Below are 24,648 nucleotides of genomic sequence, written 5' to 3' on the forward strand. Positions count from 1 at the left end.
GCCCTGCTGGGAATCAATTCTTATCCAGACCGTAGCAGGAATGCAAAGTCCTGACAGCGAGTTCCGCATAAGGACCATCAATCAGGATGGAAATCTTGATTTCCGAGGTGGTGATCGCCTTGATGTTGATGCCTTTATCGGCAAGTGCCTTGAAAGCGGTCGCCGCGACACCGGCGTGGCTGCGCATGCCGATGCCGATGACCGACACCTTCACCAGGCCCGATTCGTTCTGCACGACGTCGTAGCCGATCGTATCCTTGTGCTCGCCGAGCACCTTGATGGCCTTGTCCACGTCGCCCGACGGCACGGTGAAGGTCATGTCGGTCTTCGAGCCATCTTCCGAGATGTTCTGGACGATCATGTCGACATTGATGTGGTTCTCGGCCAGCGGTCCGAAGATCGCGGCGGAGACGCCCGGACGGTCGGCGAGACGGCGAAGCGAGATCTGCGCTTCATCCTTGGCATAGGCGATGCCGGTGACTACTTCCTGTTCCACGATTTCTTCCTCGTCACAAATCAGCGTTCCGGGCGGATTCAAGAAATCACCCATGCCCGGAGCATCGGGATCTTCAAAAGACGAACGCACGAAAGTGCGCACCTTGTGCACCATGGCAAGCTCGACCGAGCGAACCTGCAGAACCTTGGCGCCGAGCGATGCCATTTCGAGCATTTCCTCGAAGGCGATCTTCTTCAGGCGGCGCGCCTGCGGCACGATGCGCGGATCGGTCGTGTAGACGCCGTCGACGTCGGTATAGATGTCGCAACGGTCAGCCTTGACGGCTGCGGCGATTGCGACCGCCGACGTATCCGAACCACCACGGCCGAGCGTCGCGATGCGGTTGTCGGGGCCGAGACCCTGGAAGCCGGCGACAACGGCCACTTGGCCCTCGCCCATGCGCTTGATCATTTCCGAGCCGTCGATCTCGAGGATACGGGCGGCGCCATGTGCGTTGTCGGTGCGGATCGGGATCTGCCAGCCCTGCCAGGAGCGGGCGTTGACGTCCATGGCCTGCAGCGCGATCGCCAGAAGACCCGATGTCACCTGCTCGCCGGAGGCGACGATGGCGTCATACTCGCGGGCATCATAGAAAGGCGAGCTTGCGCCGACGACCTTCGGCGTGTTCTGCACCCAGCCGACCAGCTCGTTTGTCTTGCCCGACATGGCGGAAACGACGACGGCCACTTCATGACCGGCATCGACCTCGCGTTTGACGTGGCGGGCAACGTTCTTGATACGGTCCAGGTCAGCGACGGATGTTCCGCCGAACTTCATTACGATGCGTGCCATAAGCCTCTACCACAGCAAACCGCCGGGAGAGACGAACGCCAGACCCGGCACGACGAAGCCTTGGAAGCCACGGGCCGAAGAGCCGGAATTGGGAGGTTCTGGAACCCTTCTAAAGCCCTGCGCCCAAGGGCCCAAGTTGCGGCGTCTCTTAACGAGTTTGTGAGGGGGTGGCAAGGTGGGGAAAGGAGAATGACGGCCTCAATTGCGCGTGTAATTTGCAGGCCGCGCGAGGCAGCGCCGAACCACATGTGACATGACTATGACAATCCCGCGAGGCGCCGGCCCATCAAAGCACGCTGCCCCGTCCCCGCACATTTTTCGGCGTAAAGATTAGATTCAGCTTTTTTTGGTAATTTCCCGTTAGCAATACCCTTTGATGTTCCTGGCGCCACCTAAGTTCGGCGTCCGGCCTGTAATGAGTAACGGGTTCCCAATGCGTTTTTCGGCTGTGCCAGCAATCTTCCTTGCCTGTCTGACCCTTGCGGGCTGCACGTCGACGTCTGGCCCCGACGTCTTGGCATCAGCCGCCCCCTCACGAGAAACGACAAGCTCGGTGGCCCCGCCCGCAGCCGTTCCATCCGCACCGGTACCCTCCGCCGATATCGCCGCGGGCCAGCAGGCCGCGCCACACCAGGAAGTGCTGGCATGGGCCGGTCCGATCCCGGAATCGAAGGCCTTCGAGTCCGCCGACCGCGCCGTCGGCGCACCGCTTCCCGCCGAGCGCCCGATGGCAGCTACGGAGGTCGCGATGATGACGCCGCCGGCCCGCCCGCCCGTTGTCACGCCGGTTGCCGCCCCGATCATGCAGCGCCCCGATCTTCCCGATATGGAGGAGACGGCGCAGCCGCGCACCCGCAGCAAGCTCTACAGCCGCCAGTTCCGCGACGCCAAGCCGATCAACTTCGGCCGCTCCTCGCCGCACAAGCTCGCCGTTCACGGCGTCGACGTCTCGCGTTGGCAGGGCGATATCGACTGGCCGAGGCTGCGCACCCAGGGCGCCAACTTCGCCTATATCAAGGCCACCGACGGCGGCGACCATCTCGATCCGATGTTTCGCACCAACTGGCGCAAGGCCAAGGAAGCCGGCCTGAAGCGCGGCGCCTATCACTTCTTCTACTGGTGCCGCACAGCCGGCGAACAGGCCGACTGGTTCATTCGCAACGTGCCGCGCGATCCCGATGCGCTCCCGCCCGTCATCGACGTTGAGTGGAACGGCGAATCCGCCTGCAAGCGTCGCCCCTCGACCGAAAACGTGCTCGAGAAGATGCAGGTCTTCATGGACAAGCTCGAGCGCTACTATGGCAAGCGTCCCGTGATCTACACGGCGCCAGACTTCTACGCCGATAACCTGCAGGGCGCCTTCCAGAACTATCCCTTCTGGCTGCGCTCCGTCGCCGCCCACCCGTCCAAACGCTATCCGGGCCGCAAGTGGCTCTTCTGGCAGTATTCCGGCTCTGGCCTGTCGCATGGCGTCGAAGGCAGGATCGACCTCAACGTCTTCAACGGCAGCCCCGACCAATGGATGCGCTGGTCTTCGGGACGTCCCAGCAACCGGATGATGGCCGCCAACGACTGACGATCCGACAGCGATCAACCTGCACTGATATCGATTGGGCATGGGCACAACCGTGGCGCGGCACCCCCGCTGCCACGGCGCAACAATTTTGTCACACCACTAAAATTCGGGTGTCGCGTATATTTCCAAGCATAGGTAACTGTGATTCTTCTTCAATCGTAAGTATGCGGCGTAGATTGATTCGCGAATGTCTTTGATGCTGAATGATTTGGCGGAGATTCCGAATGGGAAATCTTGATATCGAAACCTGGGCACTGGCCCGCGCCCATCACATTGTGTTGAACGAGGGACTTAACCTTGCGAAGGCGGCGCAGGACCTCGACCGCAAGCGCTCCAGATCGCTGGTCTACGAACTGCGCAAGGTGATCGCGGCGGCAATACTCGAAGCCCACGCGGCCTCAAGCAAGAACGACGCGATGCCGCAGGGCTGAGTGTCGCGTAATGATGGCGAGTTGAACGCCGTCACAATTATTTGTTGCAACACTGTAAAATGCAACTAATCTTCCCGCTTGCGGCTGCGCATCGTGGGGAGATGTCATCATGCCATTCACAATAACGAAATCCATACCGGCCAGAGAACGCTGGACGCGCGTCTGCGACATCAGGCAAGGCGCGACCTACGCCTTCACGGCGTCGGGCCGATAGCAGGATTGGAAGATCGATGAGGACGCGAACGGCTATGACCGGGCTTGGCTGCGACCGTTTGCCGGATTGAAAGTCATGCCCAAGGCGCAGTGGTTCGCTCTGATCGGGTCAATCGATCAGGACACGGATACGGCGTTTCTGATCGGCGCGTCCCATCCGTCGTGGACAGCGCCGAAAAACGGCGTCCTCTACTGCTTCGCCAACGATATTCCCATCATGTACTGGAACAACTCCGGCGCAGTCGAACTGACATGCACTGAACTCTAGCAACGCCGAACGCCCGAAAGACGCAGTTGCGTCACGCCTGGGAAACGGGCAGCCTAGAGCATGTCGCGCGAAAGTGTGAAGCGGTTGCAGGCGCGGGGGCCGGCCGATCATGACACGCATGCAGAAAATCGGCGTGGTTCTCGGCCTTGCGCTCGTCGCGAGCTTCACGCTGCTGCGCGCCACCGATCCGCCGCTGCTGCGCCAGATCCGCGACATCACCTTTGACGAATACCAGCGCATCACCCCACGCAAGTTCGAAAACACCCCCGTCCGCGTCATCGATATCGACGAGGCGTCGCTGAGAGAATTCGGACAGTGGCCATGGCCGCGTGACCGGCTGGCGCTTCTGGTGCAGCGCCTGTCCGATATGGGGGCGGCGGCCATCGCCTTCGACGTGCTCTTCGCCGAGGCCGACCGCCTGTCGCCGCGCTCCATCATGCGCGATGTCGCCGGCATCGACCCAACGCTTCTTAGCCGGCTACCTGACAACGATCAGCTCTTCGCGCAAGCCATCGCCGACAAGCCCGTGGTCCTCGGCTTCGGCCTCTCCATGGACGGCAGCTACAAGCCGCCTGTCAAGGCGGGCTTCGCCTTCACCGGCGAGAGCCCGTTCAACGCCCCGCCGCGCATGACGGCGGCAACGCCGGTGCGTCCGCAATTGCAGATCAACGCCACCGGCCTCGGCCATATCAGCCTCAACCCCGGCACCTATTCCGCCACCGTCCGCCGCGTGCCGCTGCTGCTCAGCGATGGCGAACAGCTCTATCCGAACCTCGCGCTGGAAGCACTGCGCGTCGCCCAGGGCGCCTCGACCTATATCGTCGCGGCCGCACCCGATATTCCCGACACGCTGACCTCGATCAAGGTCGGCGATTTCGTGGTGCCCGTCACCTCATCCGGCGAGCTCTGGCTCTACACCAGCCCCGATATCGCCGATCGCTACATCTCCGCCGGCAAGGTGCTGGCGCCCGACGGCCTCGCGCCGGATGTCGCCGCAGCCGTGCAAGGCAGCATCGTCTTCGTCGGCACCTCGTCCGCCGGCCTGCAGGATATCCGCACCACAGCGCTCGGCGAAAACGTGCCCGGCGTCTCCATCCATGCGCAGACCGTCGAGCAGATCCTCTCCGGCCACTTCCTCTCCAGGCCGGATTGGGCCGATGGCATGGAGATCCTGCTGATCGCGGTGTTGGGCACCTGCCTCGTCATCGTCACCACCTTCGTCAGCCCCGCCGTCGGCCTCGCCTGGGGCCTGATCGTCACCGCGCTCGCCTTCGCAAGCTCCTGGTTCGCCTTTTCGCGATGGGGCCTGCTATTCGATCCGCTGGCCCCGATCGTCGCCGCCTCGATCATCCACTTCGCCGCCACCTCCTTCCGCATCCTAGTCATCGACCGCGAGCGGCGCGAGGTGCGCAAGGCATTCGGGCAATATCTCTCGCCCTCGCTGCTCCACCGCATCGAGCACAATCCGGATGCGCTGCGCCTCGGTGGCGACGATCGCGAGCTGACGGTCATGTTCGTCGACGTCCGCGGGTTCACGACGCTGAGCGAGCGCCTCCAGCCGGCCGAGGTCGTCCGCTTCCTCAACACGCTGCTCGATGCGCTGAGCCGCCATGTGGTGGCCAATGAAGGCACGCTCGACAAGTTCATCGGCGACAGCATCATGGCCTTCTGGAACGCGCCCGTCGATGTCGCCGACCATCCCGCCAAGGCCGTGCGCGCCGCCCTTGCCATGCGCGAGACGCTGGCGACGTTGAACGCGACCGATGCCTTCGGCTTCGGCGAAGAATACCAGGTGGGGATCGGCATCGGCATCCACACGGGCCTTGCCTGCGTCGGCAACATGGGCGCCGAAAGCCGCTTCAACTATTCCGCCGTCGGCGACGCGGTGAATGTCTCGGCCCGCATCGAGGGCTGCTGCAAGGAAGTCGGCTTCGATATCCTGGTCTCCGAGACGACAGCCGCGGCCCTGCCGCACTTCGCCCTGCTCGATGCCGGCTCGCTCGGCCTCAAGGGCAAGAGCACGCGCACCCGCCTCTACGCCACGCTGGGCGACGAGACCGTCGGCCTGTCTGCGACCTTCGCGCTGCTTGAGACCGCGCATCAGGCCCTGGTCGAAGCCTTCGCCACCCGCTCCGCCGACAGCCGCAAGCTGCTCGCTCGTGTCCGGCAGCGGGCACAGCCCTACCCGGCGACCCTGCCGGAATTCTACCGCCGCCTCGCCCGCCGCGCCGATCATTTCAGGGAAACACCGACCGAAGACCCCGCCCCGCTATCGGAGCAGGCGTCGTGAGGACGTCCATATCAGGATAAAGCCGGCCTAGTCGCTGCTGCCGCCATCGCCGCCGCTGCGGTCGCGCATATGGCGCCCACCTCCGCCCTGCCAGCCACCATCCTGGTCGCCGTTGCGACCACGCCACCCGCCACGATGCCCGCCCGAGCTGGTCCCATCGCCAGCCCCTGTCCCGGCACCGCCCTGATCACCATCGCCGGCAGCGGACCCTGCCCCGCCGGACTGTGCCTGACCATCATTCGCCGCCGAAGCACCGCCCTGATGCCCGCCGTGCCCATTGCGCTCGCCATTGCCGTCATCGGATCGGCCCCCACGATCCCGGCCGCCATGATCACGGCCCCCATTGTCCCGACTTCCGCGATCTCGATCGGCATGATCGCGACCTCCATCGCGAGTGGCACTGCCGCGATCGGCGTGATCCCGCGCACCGTGATTGTCCCCACCACGATCCCGCGCCCCCTCGTGCCGGTTGCCCCAACCGTCGCGCCAGCCACGCCCATTTTGGCCGTCATGATTCCCGCTGCGCTGACCCCATCCGCCGCCGTCACTACCCCGGTCGTGATGCCCGTCGCGATCCCCTCCGCGCCCGCCCCAATGGCCGTGATGCCCGTCGCGATCATGGTGGTGATGATCGTCGTCCCTGTCATGGTGATGCTTGTCGGGGCGATGATGATGCGGCTTGTCCGGCTTTTGCGGTTTGTCCGGCTTCTGTGGCCGGTCCGGCGTCTTTGGCGGTGTCTGCTGCGGCGCCTCTTCCCGCGGTGGAAACAGCGTCGGCACCGGTGTGCTCTCTTGCGGCCGGTCCTGACGCTCGGCGCGCATGCTGCGCAGGCCGCAGCTGGTGCGAATATTGCCGAGCGGCCCCGACAGTTGCTGGTTTCCCGAGAGGAACGGCAGCGCCTTGTTGTTCCTCAGTGTCCTGAGCGTCGTCTCGTCCACCTTGCGCGGATCCGACACGCCTCCGCCGCGCGATGCGATCACGCAGTCGCACTGCTCGCGCAGCTGCTTGCACCCACCGGCACCGCAGAATTGCGCCGAGCCGTTGAGAAGCACCATGGCCGTCGTGCCGTTGGGCGCGACATAGACATCGAACGCCGTGCCGCGCACGCCGATCGTTCCCGCCGGCGTCACGATCGAATAGGCCGATGAGGAGGAATTGCCGCTGATCCAGCGAAACGTGCCCTTCGCCGCCTTGATCGTCAGCTTCTTGACCGAGTTGGCATCGTCATAGACGTAGCTGTCGATCACCACCGACGAGCCGGCGCCGACGGCAAGCTTGGTACCATCCCTAAAGACGAATTGACCAAGCCCGCCGATCGAGGTGCGGATGCGTTCGTCGCGATGAACAGGGTCCTTGACCACCAGAGGCCCGTTTTCCCCAGCCACCTCTGTCTTGATGAGAGTCGCCTCGCCGACCGCAACCTCCGCGTACGCCGGAAACGGGAAACACAATGGAAAACACATGGACAGGCCGAGCATGGCGGCCAATGCATTACGCACACGCAACATCGCCCTTACCCTCAACAATATATTAAGTATATCACAATGTGTTGATGTATGTCGCCTTATCCACTTGTAGTAGCCAAGCGGGAAAGCCGGGCACTACCGCGACCAAGCGACACCGCCCCAGGCTCTTGACTTCGTGCACCGTTCGTCCGACTTCACTCCTGAGCAATCAAGGAGCAGGACCATGACGGAAGCGGCGAAGAGCACCATCGACCAGAGCGAAGTGGACCGCTTCTCGGCCATGGCCGCCGAGTGGTGGAGCCCGACCGGCAAGTTCAAGCCGCTGCACAAGTTCAACCCCGTCCGCCTCGCCTACATCAGAGACAAGGCGGCCGAGACCTTCGGCCGCGATCCGCGCTCGGCCCGCCCGCTGGAAGGCCTGCGGGTGCTCGATATCGGCTGCGGCGGCGGCCTGTTGTCGGAGCCGGTCGCCCGCATGGGCGCAACCGTTATCGGCGCCGATCCTTCCGAGAAGAACATCGGCATCGCTTCGACCCATGCAAAGGCCTCCGGCGTCCCGGTCGATTACCGCGCGGTGACGGCCGAACAGCTGGCCGAGGCCGGTGAGACCTTTGACATCGTCCTCAACATGGAAGTGGTGGAACACGTCGCCGACGTCGATTTCTTCATGACCACCTGCGCGAAAATGGTCCGCCCCGGCGGGCTGATGTTCGTCGCCACGATCAACCGCACGATGAAGGCAGCGGCACTCGCCATCTTCGCCGCCGAAAACGTCCTGCGCTGGCTGCCGCGCGGCACCCACCAGTATGAGAAGCTGGTGCGTCCGGAAGAGATCGAAAAGCCGGTCACGGCGGATGGCCTCACCATCATCGACCGCACCGGCGTGTTCTTCAATCCGCTGTCCAACCAGTGGAACCTGTCGCGCGACATGGACGTGAACTACATGCTGCTCGCCAAGCGCGGGGCGTAAGCGCACCCGCCGGCATTTCGCCTAAAGCATGTCGCGCAAAAGTGTGCAGCGGTTTTGCGGCACCGACATGCGACAGAACAAGAACTTAAAGCGTGACGAGCGAATCCGAAGGATCGCAACACGCTTTAGACTTTCAAGGTCCTGACATGCGCAAGCAGATCGGCCTGCGTCTCGGCATTGCGCGCCGCCAGTTCCTTGACGCGGCCGCGATCGATCTCGACCGCCGCGCCATCAGGGCCAAAGGGTATCTTGAACGTGAAGGCCCGCGCGCGCGGCCCGTGATCCGCCAGATGTTCGAAGCGTTCGACCGCCTCGGCCCAATCAGGCCGATGATGCGGCCCCACCCACCAGAGAACGAGCGGCGGCCATGACGGCTTGACGTTCCAGTTGCGCGCGTGCTTCAGCGCATCGGCGTGCACGCCGTCATAGCTGAACGCCATCAGCGATTCGAGATCGGCCCAGAGCGACAGGGACGATGGCGCGCTATCGAAGCCGCTACCCTCGATGAAACGCGGAAAGACCTGCGGCCCCCAGCTTCGCACGCCCGGCGTGCCGGCATAGCCGGAGCGGCCGACAAAGCCGCAGGCGCGCCGCGCCGCTTCGAAATTGGCCGGTTCGCGCAGCCGAAAACCCTCGACGGCATCGCTCTCGAAGGGCGCCACGTGCAAACCGAAGTTATACATCGCAAGGCGCGCCTCTAAAACCATTCTAGTGCACGTCGTCGGGCAGAACGGGCAATGCCGCGATTTCGATGCCTTCGTCGAGAAGCGCCTGCGCTTCATCGGGCGTCGTCTGGCCGATGATCCCACGCGCATCGGCCTCGCCGTAATGGATCTTGCGCGCCTCCTCCGGGAAGCGTTCGCCGACATCCTCGGAATTGGCCTTGATCGCGGTCACCGCCTCTTTCAGCTTCTGGAACGCCTCGCGGCGCACGGCATCCATGGCAACCGTCTGCATCTGGTCCTTCTTGCGCGCGGTCGAGACCGACGGCGCCATCAGCACCTTGGAGACGGCGGCAGAATTGCAGGTGGGACAGGTGAGAAAACCGGACGCGACCTGGCGGTCGAAATCGGCGCTTTCGGAAAACCAGCCTTCGAACTCATGGGCATTGTCACAACGCAGCGAATAACGGATCAAGCGGCCACGCCTCCGGACACATCGCCGCCAACCGTCTCGATCGAGAACTCGCGGGCATTCTTCAAATTCGGGATCTTGTCGCGCGCGGCCTTCACCGCGGCTGGATCGATCTCGGCGATCACGATCGCCTCGCCGGTGCCACCAGCGGATGCCAGGATCCTGCCCCAGGGATCGATGATCATCGAGTGCCCGAAGGTCTCGCGCCCATCCTCATGCACGCCGGCCTGCGCGGCGGCGATCACGAACATGCCGTTCTCGATGGCACGCGCCCGCAGCAGGATTTCCCAATGCGCCTCGCCGGTCTGGCGGGTGAAGGCGGCGGGCACCGTCATAACCTGCGCTCCGGCCACCGCCTGGGCGCGGAACAGCGCCGGGAAGCGAACGTCGTAGCAGATCGCAAAGCCCATCTCGGCAAACGGCAGCGACACCACGCGCGCCTCCTGCCCCGGCCGATAGGCAGCGCTCTCGCGCCAGCTCTCGCCATTGTCGAGATCGACGTCGAACATGTGGATCTTGTCGTAGCGGTTCAGGATCTTGCCGTCGGGACCGAAGAGATAGCCGCGATTGGCAAGCTTGCCGTCCTCGAGCGCAATCGCGGTGGAGCCGACATGCACGTAAATCTGCAGTTCGCCGGCGAGCTCGCGCGCGGTGCGCACGATGATGTCGCTGGCCTCGTCGCGCAGATGCAGCTTGCCGGCGGCGCGGTCGCGCTGCAGCATCCCGGTCATCTCGGGCGTCTGCACATAGGTGGCGCCCGAGGCGGCGGCCTCGCGCACCAGCCGCGCCATGGCGGCCGCGTTGCGCTGCGGATCGATACCCGAACACATCTGAATGGCGGCGGCCTTGAAGGTCATCTGCTTATCCTAAGCGGCCAGCAGCGGGTCGAGCTTGCCCGCACGCTCCAGCGCATAGAGATCATCGCACCCGCCGAGATGCTTGTCGCCTATGAAAATCTGCGGGAACGTCGAGCCGCCATTGGCGCGCGCAATCATCTCGGCGCGGAAGGCAGGGGTGGAGGTCGCATTGTGCTCGACGAAATCGACACCCTTCTCGGAAAGAAGAGACTTGGCGCGAACGCAAAAACCGCAGCCATCGCGCGTATAGATCGTAACCGGTACCATCGTAACTCCAGACAAGGCAGTAATCTCCCTGTCATATAGTTTCGGAAAGGGCCCTTGCAAAGGTCAAAACCGTGATATCGGCGGCACCCGCGCGGCGGAGCACCCTGGCCGCCGCCGCTACCGTCGCGCCCGTCGTATAGACGTCGTCGATCAGCACCAGCCGCTTTCCGAACACATCGCCCTCGCGCCCCTTAGCGATCGCAAAGGCGCCGCGCACATTCTCCTGCCGCGCTTTAGCACCGAGGCCGACCTGCTGGCGCGTTCGGCGAACGCGCAGCAGCGTCGCGGATAGCAGCGGCCGCTCGGCCTGCTTCGCCATGTGGCGCGCCAGCTCCGCCGCCTGGTTGAACCGGCGCGACAGGATGCGTGTGCGATGCAGCGGCACCGGCAGGATCGCATCGCAGCGCTCCACGGCGCCATCGGATGCCCGAAGCAGCCACGCCGCCATCATCGGCGCCAGATCGGTGCGGTCGCGATATTTCAGCCCGTGCACGAGATTGCGCACCGCCTCGTCGTGAAAGGCCGCCGTGCGCAGGCGGTCGAAAGGCGGCGGGTTAGCGATGGCGGCAGCACTCAAAATGCCCGGGCCGAGATCATGCGAAAACGGAATGCCGAGAACCTCGCAATAGGGTCGCTCGATGAAGCGCAGCGCCGACCAGCATTTTGGGCAGACGCCGCGATGCTGTCCCGTCGACACCCCACAGACGGCGCAGGCGGGCGGGTAGATGAGGTCGACCATAGCCGAGAGCGGACGCCTCAGCGCCCGGTCGATTCCCGCCAAACCTTGCCACCCGCGCAACCCCATGGCGAAACGATAACGCATTTCGCGCAACAGGAAAATCGCCTTGCCGCTCCGGCCTCGCAGGATTATTGACGTCGGCATGGACATCATCTTCGATACCAACAGGATCGCGGCGAACCGGCACCGCGCGCTTCGCAACAACGATCCGAAGGCAAGCTTCCTGCTCGATATCGCAGCGGACGAACTGGGCGAACGCCTCGCCGTCGTCGAGCGCACCTTCGAGCATGCCGTCGAACTGCATGGCGCGACCGGCGCAGCCGCCCGCGCCGCCAAGGCCACGGGCAAGATCGGCAGCCTTACCCGCGTCGAAAGCGAACAGGCCTACGCCACCTCCGACGATGCCTTCATCGAGGCGCCGCTGGAGATGGTTCCGCTGGAGCCGCAATCGGCCAATCTGGTGATCGCGCCGCTCAGCCTGCACCTGACCAACGACACACCCGGCGTCTTCATCCAGATCCGCCGTGCGCTGCGCCCCGACGGCCTGTTCCTCGCCGCCATTCCCGGCTCCGGCACGCTGCAGGAACTGCGCGAGGTCCTGCTCGCCACCGAGATCGAAATGACCGGCGGCGCCAGCCCGCGCGTCATTCCCTTCGCCGATGTCCGCGATGTCGGCGGCCTGATGCAGCGCGCCGGTTTCGCGCTGCCCGTCATCGACGCCGAGACCTATACGGTCCGCTACGATTCCATCTTTCCGCTGATGCGCGACCTGCGCGCCATGGGCATGACCAACCCGCTTGCCGAGCGCAGCAGCAAGCCGTTGACGCGCGCCTTCTTCATGCGCGCCGCCGAGCTATACGCGGAGCGCTATTCCGATCCGGATGGCCGCATCCGGGCCACCTTCTCGATCATCTATGTCTCGGGATGGGCGCCGCATGAGAGCCAGCAGAAGCCGCTGCGGCCGGGCTCGGCGAAGGTCAGGCTCGCCGACGCGTTGAAGGTCGAGGAGCACAAGCTCAAGCAATAGAGCTTTTCGCTCTAACCTCGCTCAGGTGAGCGACGGTATCTTGCTTGCGATGATGGTGAAGACGTTGTTCAGCTGTCCGCTGAGCGCGCCGACGCCGGTGATAAGCGCGGTGGCGATCAGGGCGGCGATGAGGCCGTATTCGATGGCGGTAGCGCCGTTGCGATCGGCGACAAATGCTTTCAGAAGTCTCGTCATTCGTCCCTCGTCGCTCGACATCACAGTCGATTTCCTTGCGTTGCCTCAGGCCTCGAGCCCTCAGCAGCCAACACCGCTTCCATAGCCCTGCACCACGCAGACGGAGCCCGGCGTATCCTGCAGAATGCTGCGACGGATCGTATAACGCTTGCCGTTTTCGCTCTTCGGGCCGTTCTCGCTCTTCGGAATTGAACCCGTCGTGATGGAATCGAATTCAGACGGCGCGCTGGCGAAAACGCTCGACTTCGACTTGTCGGCGAGCATCGGTGTCAGGATCAGCGTCAGTGCCACGACGGCCGTGCCGAACAGCAAGGCGATGTTCAGCGCCCCCGTCTTGCGCGAGGAAACCGAAGCCTGCTCTTTCTCCCGAACTGCTTTCCAGAAATCGTCGTCCATGCGTCAAGCCTTCTACACACACGCCAGTTGCTTGATTGAGGCCGATCTTTGCCAGAATCTGTTAAACGATCGATTAATATCCACAGCCAGATTGGCACAGAAAAAGTTATAAAATAGAAATTTCTAAAGTAAGTCCTGCAGGATGGGGATCAGCGGCTCATCGGCCGGCGGCATCGGATAATCGCGCAGCGCCTGCGGCTTGACCCATTTGATCGCTTGCCCTTCGCGGCCGACGGGAATGCCCTCGAAACGACGGCAGACGTAAAGCGGCATCAGCAGGTGGAATTTCTCGTAGGTATGGCTGGCGAAGGTGAGCGGCGCCAGGCACGCAACCTTGGTGGTGATGCCGAGCTCTTCGTGAAGCTCGCGCACCAGCGTTTCCTCGGGCGTCTCGCCCGGCTCCATCTTCCCGCCGGGAAATTCCCAGAGACCGGCGAGCGATTTGCCTTCAGGCCGCTGCGCCAACAGGATGCGCCCATCCGCGTCGATCAGGGCGCAGGCGACGACGAGAAGGATGCTGTGGCCAGTCCCGCTCATCGGCAAATATCCCGCCGCCAGTAAGAATAGCGATAGGCCTCGACGAAGCCGAGGCGCTCGTAGAGCGTGATGGCAGGCACATTGCCGGTCTTGACCTGCAGCCAGGCCGAGCGGGCGCTGCGCATGCGCGCCCAGCGCAGAGCGGACGTCAGGATCTCGAGCCCCAGCCCCTCGCGGCGGCGCGACGGCGTGACGGAGAGCGACATGATGCCGGCCAGATCATTGTCCTGCACGCAGAGCACGGTCGCCAGCGGCCCCGTTTCCGGATCTTCCACCATGAACAGGCCGGATGGCGGCTTGATCGCGTTGATGACTTCGGCGAGTGCCGGCTTCAGCTTCGTCGAGACCTGGTCGGTCGCCAGATTGGCGTCCACGAAGCGGCTGATGTCATGTGTCGGCAAATGATCGAGCGTATCCGGCAGGTCGGCATTGGCGAGATCGCAGGTCATGACGATGGTTTCGTCGAACGGCGTCCAACCCTCGGCCTTCACCAGATCGATCAGCACCGGCGAGGCCAGCGGCGTCTGCCGCAGCACCGCCGGGCGACCATAGGCCTCGAACTTGCGGCTCGCCTTGGCCAGCCTGATCTCGACGTCGCGATGGTCGGACGGATCGAGCGGCACGATCGAGTTCAGTCGGTTGGACGGATGCCCCGCCGTCAGCCGCACCTGCCAGCTGCCGTCGTAAACAACCGACGAGGCAGGCCAGGCCCGGAAACCGACGGCTTCCAGCCTGCGCACGAGCGGCAGATTTGCCTTCTTGGGGAATGCTTCAGTCAATGAAAAATCAGCTCCGGTAGTCACCGTTGATGGCGACATACTCCTTTGTGAGGTCGCACGTCCAGACCGTTGCCGTACCGTTTCCGAGGCCGATTTCGACCTTCACCGGAATGTCCTGCTTTTTCATGACGTTGGAGGCGGCCTCTTCCGAGTAGTCGGCATCACGTTCGCCATTGACGGCAACGCGCACGTCGCCGAACCAGATGGCGAGACGGTCGCGATCGGCCATTTCGCCTGATTTGCCGACGGCCATGACGATACGGCCCCAGTTGGCGTCCTCGCCGGCGGCAGCCGTTTTGACGAGCGGCGAATTGGCGATCGAGAGCGCGATCGTCTTGGCGGCGGCGTCGCTTTCAGCGCCCGTCACGGTGATCTCGAGCATCTTGGTGGCGCCTTCGCCGTCGCGCACGACCTGCAGCGCCAGATCCTTGAGGAGATCGTTGAGCGCGGCGCGGAACGAGGCCAGACGCGGATCGTCAGCGGTCTCGACGCGAACCTGGCCGTCTTCGGCGGCGGCACCCGTGGCAAACAGCATCAGCGTGTCGGATGTCGAGGTGTCGCTGTCGACGGTCATCGAGTTGAAAGTCGGATCGACACCGGCCGACAGCATCGCCTGCAGCGCTGCGGGCGCGATATCGGCGTCGGTGACGACGAACGAAAGCATCGTCGCCATGTCGGGCGCGATCATGCCGGCACCCTTGGCGATGCCGTTGATCGAGACCGTAACGCCGCCGATCTCGGCCGTGCGGGTCGCGACCTTCGGATAGGTGTCGGTGGTCATGATCGCCTTGGCAGCCTCGAACCAGAAATCGCCGGTAGCGTCGGAGTAGAGCGTGTCGAGCACGCCGGAAAACTTGGTGGCGTCGAGCGGCTCGCCGATGACGCCGGTGGAGGCGAGGAAGATCTCGCTCTCGCTGCAACCGACGGCGGCCGCCGCCGACTTGGCGGTGAGCGCGGTCGCTTCACGGCCCTTCACGCCGGTAAAGGCGTTGGCGTTGCCGGAATTGACGACCACGGCGCGCGCAACGCCGCCGGGCAGGTTTGCGCGGCAGAAATCGACAGGCGCCGACGGGCACTTGGAACGGGTGAAGACACCGGCAACGGCCGCCGGCTTGTCGAACACCATCATCAGGACGTCGGTGCGGTTCTTGTACTTGATCCCCGCCGAGGCGGTCGCCATGCGGACACCGCGTAGTGCTGGCATGGACACGAAGGTTTTGGGAGCGAGCGGGGAAACGGAACCGGACATGATCATCGACCTGGCATGAAAGGGGATACGGAAGGGCCCGGAAAAACCGGGCCCTCGATGGATGCTATTACTGCTGAGCCGGCGCTGCGGCGGGCGCGTCACCCGGCTGCGGCTGCTTGTTGGCGTCGTCGTAGCCCTTGCGGAGCGCCTCGTCCGTGATGTCGATCTTGGACTTTTCCTTGGCGGAGGCGAGAAGCGCAAGATACTTGTCGCGCATGACGAGCTGACGAACCTGATCCTTGACCTGGTCGTAAGCCGGAGGAGCGGCGTCGCGCTTATCCTCGACGAGGATGACGTGGTAGCCGAAATCGGTCTTAACAGGGGTCTTGGTGTAGGCACCCTTGTCGAGCGCGAAAGCCGCGTCTTCGAATTCCTTGACCATGCGGCCCTTGGTGAAATAGCCGAGATCGCCGCCGTCAGCCTTGTTCGGGTCGGTGGACTTTTCCTTGGCGAGGTCGGCGAAGTTCTTGCCGGCGTCGAGCTGCTTGATGACGTCCTTGGCTTCGTCTTCGGTCTTCACCAGGATGTGGCGGGCGTGAACTTCTTCCTGCTTCGGAAGGGCTGCGACTTCCTTGTCGTAGCGTGCCTTGACTTCAGCGTCGGTCACGGTGTCGACGACGTGCTTCTTGAAGTAGGCGTTGTGCAGTTCGCGATCGGCGAGGTACTGCATGCGCTTCTTGAACTCAGCCGACTGGTCGAGCTTCTCAGCAGCCGCGTCCTTGGCGAGCAGCTTCACGTCGATAGCGGCGGAAAGTGCAGCGACCTTCTTCTGGTCGTCAGGCAGCTGCGCCAGCTGCGGATCGAGGTTGGCGATCGCCAGGTCGAGTTCCGACTGGTGGATTTCGACATCGCCGACCTTGGCAACGACGGCGTCAGCGCCGTCCTGTGCCCGCACCGGCGCCTGGAAGGCGACGAACGTGGCGAGTGCCATCACGGCGATTCTGTTGTAGTTCAACATCAAACATTCCTTCACAGTTAACCCACCGGCTTCAACTTCTTGAATCCTGCCCTGAAACAGGCATCAACACTGGAATGTGGCCTTTCTATATCAGCCAAATCCGTTGACATCATTCGACCCCCCTCTTATCTGTCACGCAACCTCGCGTCCAGAAAAGTTTCCTGGCGTTTCGATACGTGCGCCCGAAATTCGGCCGGGCCGCCCTTACGAGAAGCCCGGGATGAATATTCAGAAAGGACCAGTCGTATGGTCAGCTTTGGCGGCATCGCCCGCAAACTATTTGGCTCCGCCAATGATCGCCGCGTGCGGTCCTTCCAGCCGAACGTCGCCGCAATCAATGCGATTGAGGAAAAGACCAAGGCGCTGTCCGACGAACAGCTCGCCGCCCAGACGGTGGAATTCCGCAAGCTGCTCGCCGAAGGCAAGACGCTCGACGACATCCTCGTCCCGGCCTTTGCCGTCGTGCGCGAAGCATCGCGCCGCGTGCTCGGCATGCGCCCCTTCGACGTCCAGCTGATCGGCGGCATGATCCTTCATTCCAACGCCATCGCGGAAATGAAGACGGGTGAAGGCAAGACGCTGGTCGGAACGCTTCCCGTCTATCTGAACGCGCTGTCGGGCAAGGGCGTCCACGTCGTTACCGTCAACGACTACCTCGCCCAGCGCGACGCGGCCACCATGTCGCGCCTTTACGGCTTCCTCGGCCTGACCACCGGCGTGATCGTCCACGGCCTGTCGGACGAGGAACGCGCGGCGGCCTATGGCTGCGACATCACCTACGCGACCAACAACGAACTCGGCTTCGATTATCTGCGCGATAACATGAAGTACGAGAAGGGCCAGATGGTTCAGCGCGGCCACAACTACGCCATCGTCGACGAAGTGGACTCGATCCTCGTCGACGAAGCGCGCACGCCGCTGATCATCTCCGGTCCGCTCGACGACCGCTCCGATCTCTACAACACGATCGACACCTTCATCCCGCTGCTCGTCGAAAGCGATTACGAGATCGACGAAAAGCAGCGTTCGGCCAACTTCTCCGAAGAAGGCACCGAGAAGCTCGAAAATCTCCTGCGTGAAGCCGGCCTCTTGAAGGGCGCCGGTCTCTACGACATCGAGAACGTCGCGATCGTTCACCACGTCAACAACGCGCTGAAGGCCCACAAGCTCTTCACCCGCGACAAGGACTACATCGTCCGCAACGACGAGATCGTCATCATCGACGAATTCACCGGCCGCATGATGCCGGGCCGCCGTTATTCGGAAGGCCAGCACCAGGCGCTGGAAGCCAAGGAACATGTGAAGATCCAGCCTGAGAACCAGACGCTGGCGCAGATCACCTTCCAGAACTACTTCCGCATGTACGACAAGCTCGGCGGCATGACCGGTACCGCGCAGACGGAAGCGGAAGAATTCGGCAACATCTACGGTCTCGACGTCGTCGAAGTACCGACCAACCTGCCGATCAAGCGTATCGACGAAGACGACGAGGTCTACCGGACCTTCGAAGAGAAGTACAAGGCGATCATCGCCGAGATCGCGGATGCGCAAAAGCGCGGCCAGCCGGTTCTCGTCGGTACGACCTCGATCGAAAAATCCGAACTGCTCGCCGACCTCATGCGCAAGCAGGGCTTCAACAACTTCCAGGTTCTGAACGCCCGCTACCACGAGCAGGAAGCCTATATCGTCGCCCAGGCCGGCGTTCCCGGCGCGGTCACCATCGCCACCAACATGGCGGGTCGCGGCACCGACATTCAGCTCGGCGGCAACCTCGACATGCGTGTCGAGCGCGAGCTCGGCGAGGTCGAGGAAGGTCCGGAGCGCGACGCCAGGATCGAGGCGATCCGCGACGAGATCAAGCAACTCAAGGAAAAGGCGCTGGCCGCCGGCGGTCTCTACGTCATCGCGACCGAACGCCACGAAAGCCGCCGTATCGACAACCAGCTGCGAGGCCGTTCCGGCCGTCAGGGCGACCCGGGCCGCTCGAAGTTCTATCTCTCGCTTCAGGACGACCTGATGCGCATCTTCGGCTCGGACCGCATGGATTCGATGCTGACCAAGCTCGGTCTCAAGGAAGGCGAGGCAATCGTCCATCCCTGGATCAACAAGGCTCTGGAACGCGCGCAGAAGAAGGTCGAAGCCCGCAACTTCGACATCCGCAAGAACCTCCTGAAGTACGACGACGTTCTGAACGACCAGCGCAAGGTGGTCTTCGAACAGCGCCTCGAGCTGATGGAAGCAACCAACATTTCCGAGACCGTTTCCGACATGCGTCGCGAAGTGATCGAGGATCTGGTTCAAAAGCACATTCCCGAGCGCGCCTATGCCGAACAGTGGGATGCCGTCGGCCTCAAGGAGCAGGCCAACGCGCTCCTCAATCTCGATCTGCCGATCGAGGACTGGGTCAAGGAAGAAGGCATCGGCGAAGACGATATCCGCGAACGCCTGACGGAAGCGGCCAACGCCGTCTTCACCGAAAAGGCCGAGCGCTTCGGCGACGATATCATGCATTACGTCGAGCGTTCGATCGTCATGCAGACGCTGGATGCGCTGTGGCGCGAGCACATCGTCAATCTCGACCACCTGCGTTCCGTCGTCGGTTTCCGTGGCTACGCCCAGCGTGACCCGCTGCAGGAATACAAGTCGGAAGCTTTCGAGCTCTTCAACACGCTGCTCAACAGCCTCCGCCAGGCCGTCACCGCCCAGCTGATGCGTGTCGAACTGGTGCAGCAGGAGCAGCCGGAACCGCCGGCCATGCAGGCGCACCACATCGACCCCAATACCGGCGAAGACGAGTTCGGCTCGGTCTACCAGGCATCGGAAGTCATCGTTGCGCCCGAAAACCGCAACCCCGACGACCCCGCAACCTGGGGCAAGGTCGGCCGCAACGAGGTCTGCCCCTGCGGTTCGGGCAAGAAGTACAAGCACTGCCACGGTGCCTTCGAGCAGGCCTGAGACCTGATCGAGACCTGAGATCGAAGCCCTCGCGACCTGGACGTCGCGAGGGCTTTTTCATGTGTGCAGCACGCTCCCGTGCCCGCCCATGAGCAGAACCCGCCCACAACTTCCAATTTCATGATCCGCTCGAAATTCAGCCGCAAAACAGTCGCTTTGTTCGCCGAGCTTGCGCCGATATCAGAATTGATTTCAGGGACACGCGATGAACCGTACCGCCTGCAAGGCCCCCTATTTCAGCCAGTGGGAAACGGCATCGATGACGCTCTCCGTGCTGGAGCGCGGCACTTCCGCCTTGCTCGATGATCCGCTCTGGCAGCGATCCGGCGCCGACACCGTCGAGGAATATGCACGCTGGGCCGTCAATATCTGCGGCATGGCCTGCCTGAAAATGATCCTTGCCGCCAGGGGTGAACACCACCCCATCATCGATCTCGCGCGCGGCTGCACCCGCTTCGGCGGCTATGTAATCAACGAGGAAGACCAGTCGATCAAGGGGCTGATCTACGCGCCCTTCGTCACCTATGTCGGCGAAACCTTCGGCCTCGACGCGAAAACGATCACAGGCCTTCCGACACCTGATATCGCCGATATCCTGAAGGAGAACGCCTTCTTCATCGCCTCGGTCAACAGCCAGATCCGCTGGCCGGACCGCCAGCCACCCACAAAGGGCGGCCACCTTGTGCTGGTGACGGCGGCAAGCGCCGATACCATCCGCTTCCACAACCCATCCGGCCATGACGAAGCCAGCCAGGCCGATGTCGAGCTGCCGATCGAGATCTTCGACCGCTTCTTCGCCAATCGCGGCGTCGCCATCCGGCTCGACCGATAACAACAATCCAGGGGGACCCATCCGCCATGCCGACACAGCCCACCCGTCCTACATCGTCGCGCCCGCGCATCGCCATCCTTTTCGGCGGCCGCTCGCCCGAACACGATGTCTCCATCCTCTCCGCCACCAATGTCGTGGCAGCCCTCGATGCCGAGCGCTACGACGTCCTGCCAATCTTCGTAACGAGGGAAGGACAATGGCGGCTTCTGCCCAAGGACACGACACTTTCTTCCGCCGCCAAGGTCGAGGAAGCCGTCGAGGTCAGCCTCCTGCCTGGCGGCCATGGCCGAATGCTCGCCATCCCGCAAGGCGCGCAGCCCTATGAAGTCCCCGCGATCGACGTCCTCTTCCCCGTTTTGCATGGAATGCATGGCGAGGACGGCTCGATCCAGGGCCTGGCTTCCGTTGCCCGCGTGCCGCTCGCCGGCTGCGGCCTGCTCGGATCGGTGACCGCCATCGACAAGGACATCGCCAAACGCCTGCTCCGGGAAGCTGAGCTACCCGTGGCGAAAGCGCTCTGCATCGAGGAAGACAGCGTTCCCTCCTTCGAAACAGCCGCACGCGAACTCGGCCTACCGCTCTTCATCAAGCCCGCCCGCCAAGGCTCCTCGGTCGGCGTCAGCAAGGTCAGGACGCAAGCGGATTTCGCCGCCGCGCTTGCCGAGGGCTTCAAGCACGACACCAAGCTTCTCGCCGAGGAATTCATCGCCGGCCGCGAGATCGAGTTCAGCGTGCTCGAACATGCAAATGGCGACATCACCGTCTCGCTGCCAGGCGAGATCGCGCCGGCCGAAAGCCACGGTTTTTACAGCTACGAAGCGAAATATATCGACGAGGCAGGTGCAGCGCTCCGCGTGCCCGCGCAGCTGCCGAAGGAGATCGAGGACGAGCTGCGCAAGACCGCCCGCCAGGCCTTCAAGGCGCTCGGCTGCGACGGCATGGCGCGCGTCGATTTCTTCTTGATGCAGGACATGTCCTTCGTGGTCAACGAGCTCAACACCATCCCAGGCTTCACCAATATCAGCATGTACGCCAAGGCGATGGCCGCATCGGGCGTCAGCTACGCCGAGGTGCTGGATGTCCTGATAGACAGGGCGTTGACGCGCGGTGGCGGCTGACGCTCTGACTTGGGGACAGGTTAAGCCTGAGGGCCTCGTCACAACCGTTTCTTAACCGTGTCATGCCACTACTCTAGGCACGATTTGCCAGAGAGTTTTGCGTGTCCATTATGGCGGTCATCGAGACGGCGGAGAAGATGCTACCGGCGAGCCTGCGTCCTGCGGGCGGTCGCCTGCTTCGCATGCTCGGCGATATCATGACCAAACGTGGCGAAAAGGCCGCCGCCCAGCGCATGGCGCTCACCGCATTTGCGATCCGCGTCATCAGCGCCGCCCTCGCCTTTCTCTCGCAAATCATCCTGGCCCGCCTGATGGGCGAGTACGAATACGGCATCTTCGTCTTCGTCTGGGTGCTGATCGTTCTCTTCGGTGACCTCTCCTGCCTCGGCTTTCACACCGCCATCGTCCGTTTCCTGCCGCAGTACAAGGCATCGGGCGCCTTCGAGGAAATTCGCGGCCTGACCGGCACCGCCCGGATCTTCGGCCTGCTGTCCGGCACCGCGGTGCTCGCCATCGGCATGATCGGCCTGCATCTCTTCGGCGATCGCATCCAGAGCTATTATGTCGTGCCGATCTTCCTCGGCCTGCTCGCCATGCCGATGATCGCGCTGGGCGACATATTGGAAGGCACCTCGCGCGCCAACCACTGGCCCGTCATGGCGCTGAGCCCCGTCTATATCATCCGCCCGATCCTGATCATCACCTGCATGCTGGTTGCGATCGGCCTCGGCGCGCCGCACACGGCTGTCACCGCCATGCAGGCGGCGCTGGTCGCAACCTATCTCACCGCGCTCGGCCAGTATGTCGCGACCCTCATCCGCCTGCGCCGGCACTATCACCAGGGTCCGAGCAAGGTCGATTTCCTGAGCTGGCTAAGCGTTGCCTTCCCGATCTTCCTGATCGAGGGCGTCAGCTTCCTGCTCACCAATTCCGATGTCGTCGTCGTCGGCATTTTCCTGGAGCCGCACGAGGTCGCCATCTACTTCGCCGCCGCAAAAACCATGGCGCTGGTCCACTTCATCAACTTCTCGGTCAAGGCCGCATCCGGCCCGCGCTTTTCCAGCATCATCGCGGAGGGCACCCGCGCCGAGCTTGCCGCCGCCGCCTTCGATGCCGCCAGATGGACCTTCTGGCCGGCACTGGCGGTCGGCCTCGTGGTGCTCGCGGCCGGACATCTGCTGCTGTCGCTGTTCGGCGGCGCCTTTACGGCAGGCTATGTGCTGATGGCGATCCTGCTTGCCGGCATTCTCGCCAAGGCGCTGGTGGGCCCTGCCGAAACGCTGCTGATGATGGCCGGCAAGCAGAATATCTGCGTCGCGCTCTATGCCGGCGCGCTGACTTCAAACGTCACCCTCAACATTCTCCTCATCCCCCATTTCGGCATCGAGGGCGCGGCGATCGCCACGGCCTCCGCCATGGGCGTCGAGGCCGTGCTCTTGCATCTCGCAGTCCGCCGCACGCTCGGCATCGCCCTCTTCGCCTTCGCCAGACCGGCCAGTGCCGGCAACGATATGGAAGCCTGACAGTATGGTGCGCAATCCTCCCGGAACCCAGACCACAGACTCGACCGCCAACCGCATGGTCCACGAGCTGGCATCTCTGGAATTCGATGCACCGCAGGCCGAAGCCCGCGTCGAGATCGGCCGCGCTGGCCGCGAGCTCTGTGTCTATTCCGGCAAGCTCGGCTACGACCTGCAGGACGAGCTGGACTTCCTCTCCAACCGCGCGCTGGAGCCGAATGTCTTCTTCACCGGCCGCTTCCTGGCGCCCGCCATGCCGCGCCTCGATGACCGCGAGGTCAACTTCGCGCTGCTGCGCGACCAGAACGAGACCCGCAGCCGCCTGCGCGTGCTGATGCCGTTTTCGGTCGAAAAGCCCGGCTTTGCCGTCGGCCCCTCGATCATTCGTGTCTGGGCCAACAGCTTCGCGCCATTGGGTACGCCGCTGCTCGACGGCGAGGATGCCGCCGAAACGCTCGACAATTTCCTCGAGGGCCTGACCGCCCGCGACCTGCGCATGCCCGGCATCCTGGTGCTGCCGGATCTCCGCTTGAACGGCATCTTCGCCCGCATGATCCGCGCCGTCGCCATCGGCCGCAACCTGCCGATCACGACAACCAACCCCTATCTGCGCCCGATGCTGCAGAGCGACGAGGACGCCGTCGCCTATCTGCGCCAGTCGGTCTCCTCCTCGCACATGCGCGAAATGCGCCGGCAATGGCGGCTGCTGGAGGAAAAGGGTACCGTCGTCTACAACGTCGCCCGCCAGCCGCGCGACATCCATATGCGCTTCGAGGAGTTCCTGGCGCTCGAAGCCGGCGGCTGGAAGGGCAAGAAGCGCAGCGCGCTTGTGACCGACCGCCTGCACATGGCCTTTGCCCGCGAGGCAATCTCCAACCTGGCCGCCGTCGATGCCGTTCGTATCCACTCGATCGACTTCAACGGCAAATCCATCGCCTCCACCGTCGTCCTGATGATGGGTGGCGAGGCCTATACCTGGAAGACCGCCTATGACGAGGCCTACGCCCGCTACTCGCCGGGCAAGCTCTTGATGGGCGAACTCACCGAATGGCACCTCGACGACGCCAACATCGTCCGCTCCGACAGCTGCGCCGTCCCCGACCATCCGATCATGAGCCGCTTCTGGCAGGAACGCGAAGAGATGGGCACCGTCGTGATCGGCCTCAACCAAAACGCCGACCGCGACGTCCGCCAGGTCGCCACCCAGCTCCACCTCTACAGCAGCACCCGCAATGTCGCGAAGATGCTGCGGCAGAAGATCATGTCGCTGGCTGGGCGGGGGTGAGGTGCCGGCCTCGAGAGCGGCCCCATCTGATGCCGACAGTAAGCCGTCGTTGATGTTGTGCCGTGTGGTACCCCCCTCTGCCCTGCCGGGCATCTCCCTCACAGGTGGGGAGATTGGCTAGGCTTACCCGCTCGCTCCTGCCTCAAAGTTTTGCGAAGACCTCTCCACGAGTCGATCTCCCCCCTTGTGGGGGAGATGCCCGGCAGGGCAGAGGGGGGTATCACGCGGTAAAATCTGAACGAAAGGCGTCGGCCACAGACGGCGCGCCAACCACACACCCCAAATCCCCGCGCCGGA

General features: G+C 63.3%; 23 protein-coding genes and 1 pseudogene. 11 read left to right on the forward strand and 13 right to left on the reverse strand.

Annotated elements, in window-relative coordinates; translation table 11 throughout:
- Positions 1–13 precede the first annotated feature (13 nt).
- A complete protein-coding gene (locus ACVTFQ_RS15870) occupies positions 14–1,288 on the reverse strand; it encodes an aspartate kinase (protein WP_026283559.1) in 1,275 nt (424 codons plus the stop codon).
- Between the two features lie 433 nt (positions 1,289–1,721).
- Here ACVTFQ_RS15870 and ACVTFQ_RS15875 point away from each other — a divergent pair, with 433 nt between their 5' ends.
- From ACVTFQ_RS15875 to ACVTFQ_RS15890, 4 genes are all read left to right on the forward strand, one after another.
- On the forward strand, positions 1,722–2,864 hold the full coding sequence (locus ACVTFQ_RS15875) for a glycoside hydrolase family 25 protein (protein ID WP_111564845.1): 1,143 nt from the start codon (positions 1,722–1,724) through the stop codon (positions 2,862–2,864).
- 224 nt (positions 2,865–3,088) lie between these two features.
- Positions 3,089–3,295: a hypothetical protein gene (locus ACVTFQ_RS15880; RefSeq protein WP_018901542.1), complete on the forward strand. Its 207-nt coding sequence runs from the start codon at positions 3,089–3,091 to the stop codon at positions 3,293–3,295.
- Positions 3,296–3,584: 289 nt separating this feature from the next.
- Complete coding sequence (locus tag ACVTFQ_RS15885; protein WP_313760883.1) at positions 3,585–3,776, forward strand: hypothetical protein; 192 nt, start codon at positions 3,585–3,587, stop codon at positions 3,774–3,776.
- Between the two features lie 109 nt (positions 3,777–3,885).
- Positions 3,886–6,066, forward strand: coding sequence for an adenylate/guanylate cyclase domain-containing protein (locus ACVTFQ_RS15890; protein WP_111564844.1), 2,181 nt, complete (start codon positions 3,886–3,888; stop codon positions 6,064–6,066).
- A gap of 522 nt (positions 6,067–6,588) precedes the next feature.
- Here the strand turns inward: ACVTFQ_RS15890 and ACVTFQ_RS15895 are convergent.
- Positions 6,589–7,575: pseudogene (locus tag ACVTFQ_RS15895) on the reverse strand (FecR family protein); the annotation flags it as partial.
- 181 nt (positions 7,576–7,756) lie between these two features.
- On the opposite strand from ACVTFQ_RS15895, the gene ubiG reads away from it, so the two are divergent.
- Positions 7,757–8,503 carry a bifunctional 2-polyprenyl-6-hydroxyphenol methylase/3-demethylubiquinol 3-O-methyltransferase UbiG gene (gene ubiG, locus ACVTFQ_RS15900; protein WP_111564842.1) on the forward strand — a complete coding sequence of 249 codons (747 nt, stop codon included), beginning with the start codon at positions 7,757–7,759 and terminating at the stop codon, positions 8,501–8,503.
- Between the two features lie 125 nt (positions 8,504–8,628).
- On the opposite strand, the gene ACVTFQ_RS15905 is transcribed toward ubiG, so the two are convergent.
- From ACVTFQ_RS15905 to ACVTFQ_RS15925, 5 genes are read right to left on the reverse strand one after another with little or no spacing between them, the layout of a single operon-like run.
- On the reverse strand, positions 8,629–9,186 hold the full coding sequence (locus ACVTFQ_RS15905; RefSeq protein WP_111564841.1) for a DUF3291 domain-containing protein: 558 nt from the start codon (positions 9,184–9,186) through the stop codon (positions 8,629–8,631).
- Positions 9,187–9,211: 25 nt separating this feature from the next.
- Positions 9,212–9,640 carry a DUF1178 family protein gene (locus ACVTFQ_RS15910; protein WP_018901536.1) on the reverse strand — a complete coding sequence of 143 codons (429 nt, stop codon included), beginning with the start codon at positions 9,638–9,640 and terminating at the stop codon, positions 9,212–9,214.
- A complete protein-coding gene (locus tag ACVTFQ_RS15915; protein ID WP_111564840.1) occupies positions 9,637–10,494 on the reverse strand; it encodes a carbon-nitrogen hydrolase family protein in 858 nt (285 codons plus the stop codon). Before ACVTFQ_RS15915 ends, ACVTFQ_RS15910 begins: the two co-directional genes overlap by 4 nt.
- A 9-nt stretch (positions 10,495–10,503) precedes the next feature.
- On the reverse strand, positions 10,504–10,761 hold the full coding sequence (gene grxC, locus ACVTFQ_RS15920; protein WP_470423910.1) for a glutaredoxin 3: 258 nt from the start codon (positions 10,759–10,761) through the stop codon (positions 10,504–10,506).
- 31 nt (positions 10,762–10,792) lie between these two features.
- Entirely contained in the window at positions 10,793–11,566 is a 774-nt protein-coding gene (locus ACVTFQ_RS15925; RefSeq protein WP_111564886.1) for a ComF family protein, read from the reverse strand.
- A gap of 76 nt (positions 11,567–11,642) precedes the next feature.
- Between ACVTFQ_RS15925 and ACVTFQ_RS15930 the strand changes: the two genes are divergently transcribed.
- Positions 11,643–12,527, forward strand: a complete 885-nt coding sequence (locus ACVTFQ_RS15930) for a class I SAM-dependent methyltransferase (protein ID WP_111564839.1) — start codon at positions 11,643–11,645, stop codon at positions 12,525–12,527.
- A 21-nt stretch (positions 12,528–12,548) separates the two neighbouring features.
- On the opposite strand, the gene ACVTFQ_RS15935 is transcribed toward ACVTFQ_RS15930, so the two are convergent.
- From ACVTFQ_RS15935 to ACVTFQ_RS15960, 6 genes are all read right to left on the reverse strand, one after another.
- Positions 12,549–12,722, reverse strand: a complete 174-nt coding sequence (locus tag ACVTFQ_RS15935) for a Flp family type IVb pilin (protein WP_052214040.1) — start codon at positions 12,720–12,722, stop codon at positions 12,549–12,551.
- Between the two features lie 60 nt (positions 12,723–12,782).
- A complete protein-coding gene (locus tag ACVTFQ_RS15940; protein ID WP_111564838.1) occupies positions 12,783–13,118 on the reverse strand; it encodes a hypothetical protein in 336 nt (111 codons plus the stop codon).
- 123 nt (positions 13,119–13,241) lie between these two features.
- Entirely contained in the window at positions 13,242–13,655 is a 414-nt protein-coding gene (gene mutT, locus ACVTFQ_RS15945) for an 8-oxo-dGTP diphosphatase MutT (protein WP_047508596.1), read from the reverse strand.
- Positions 13,652–14,473: a GNAT family N-acetyltransferase gene (locus tag ACVTFQ_RS15950; RefSeq protein ID WP_409527901.1), complete on the reverse strand. Its 822-nt coding sequence runs from the start codon at positions 14,471–14,473 to the stop codon at positions 13,652–13,654. The genes mutT and ACVTFQ_RS15950 overlap by 4 nt, the downstream gene beginning before the upstream one ends.
- Positions 14,442–15,683 (reverse strand): bifunctional glutamate N-acetyltransferase/amino-acid acetyltransferase ArgJ, encoded by a 1,242-nt coding sequence (gene argJ, locus ACVTFQ_RS15955; RefSeq protein WP_112437033.1) that lies wholly within the window; start codon positions 15,681–15,683, stop codon positions 14,442–14,444. Before argJ ends, ACVTFQ_RS15950 begins: the two co-directional genes overlap by 32 nt.
- A 67-nt stretch (positions 15,684–15,750) precedes the next feature.
- Entirely contained in the window at positions 15,751–16,641 is an 891-nt protein-coding gene (locus ACVTFQ_RS15960; protein ID WP_111564836.1) for a peptidylprolyl isomerase, read from the reverse strand.
- Positions 16,642–16,887: 246 nt separating this feature from the next.
- On the opposite strand from ACVTFQ_RS15960, the gene secA reads away from it, so the two are divergent.
- From secA to ACVTFQ_RS15985, 5 genes are all read left to right on the forward strand, one after another.
- Positions 16,888–19,596 carry a preprotein translocase subunit SecA gene (gene secA / locus ACVTFQ_RS15965; protein ID WP_111564835.1) on the forward strand — a complete coding sequence of 903 codons (2,709 nt, stop codon included), beginning with the start codon at positions 16,888–16,890 and terminating at the stop codon, positions 19,594–19,596.
- 205 nt (positions 19,597–19,801) lie between these two features.
- Positions 19,802–20,428 (forward strand): C39 family peptidase, encoded by a 627-nt coding sequence (locus ACVTFQ_RS15970; protein ID WP_111564834.1) that lies wholly within the window; start codon positions 19,802–19,804, stop codon positions 20,426–20,428.
- Between the two features lie 26 nt (positions 20,429–20,454).
- Entirely contained in the window at positions 20,455–21,546 is a 1,092-nt protein-coding gene (locus tag ACVTFQ_RS15975) for a D-alanine--D-alanine ligase family protein (RefSeq protein WP_111564833.1), read from the forward strand.
- Between the two features lie 110 nt (positions 21,547–21,656).
- Positions 21,657–23,069: a lipopolysaccharide biosynthesis protein gene (locus ACVTFQ_RS15980; protein ID WP_111564832.1), complete on the forward strand. Its 1,413-nt coding sequence runs from the start codon at positions 21,657–21,659 to the stop codon at positions 23,067–23,069.
- A 4-nt stretch (positions 23,070–23,073) separates the two neighbouring features.
- Positions 23,074–24,351 carry a GNAT family N-acetyltransferase gene (locus ACVTFQ_RS15985; RefSeq protein WP_111564831.1) on the forward strand — a complete coding sequence of 426 codons (1,278 nt, stop codon included), beginning with the start codon at positions 23,074–23,076 and terminating at the stop codon, positions 24,349–24,351.
- Positions 24,352–24,648: the final 297 nt, after the last annotated feature.

This window comes from Rhizobium sp. O111, from assembly GCF_055616315.1.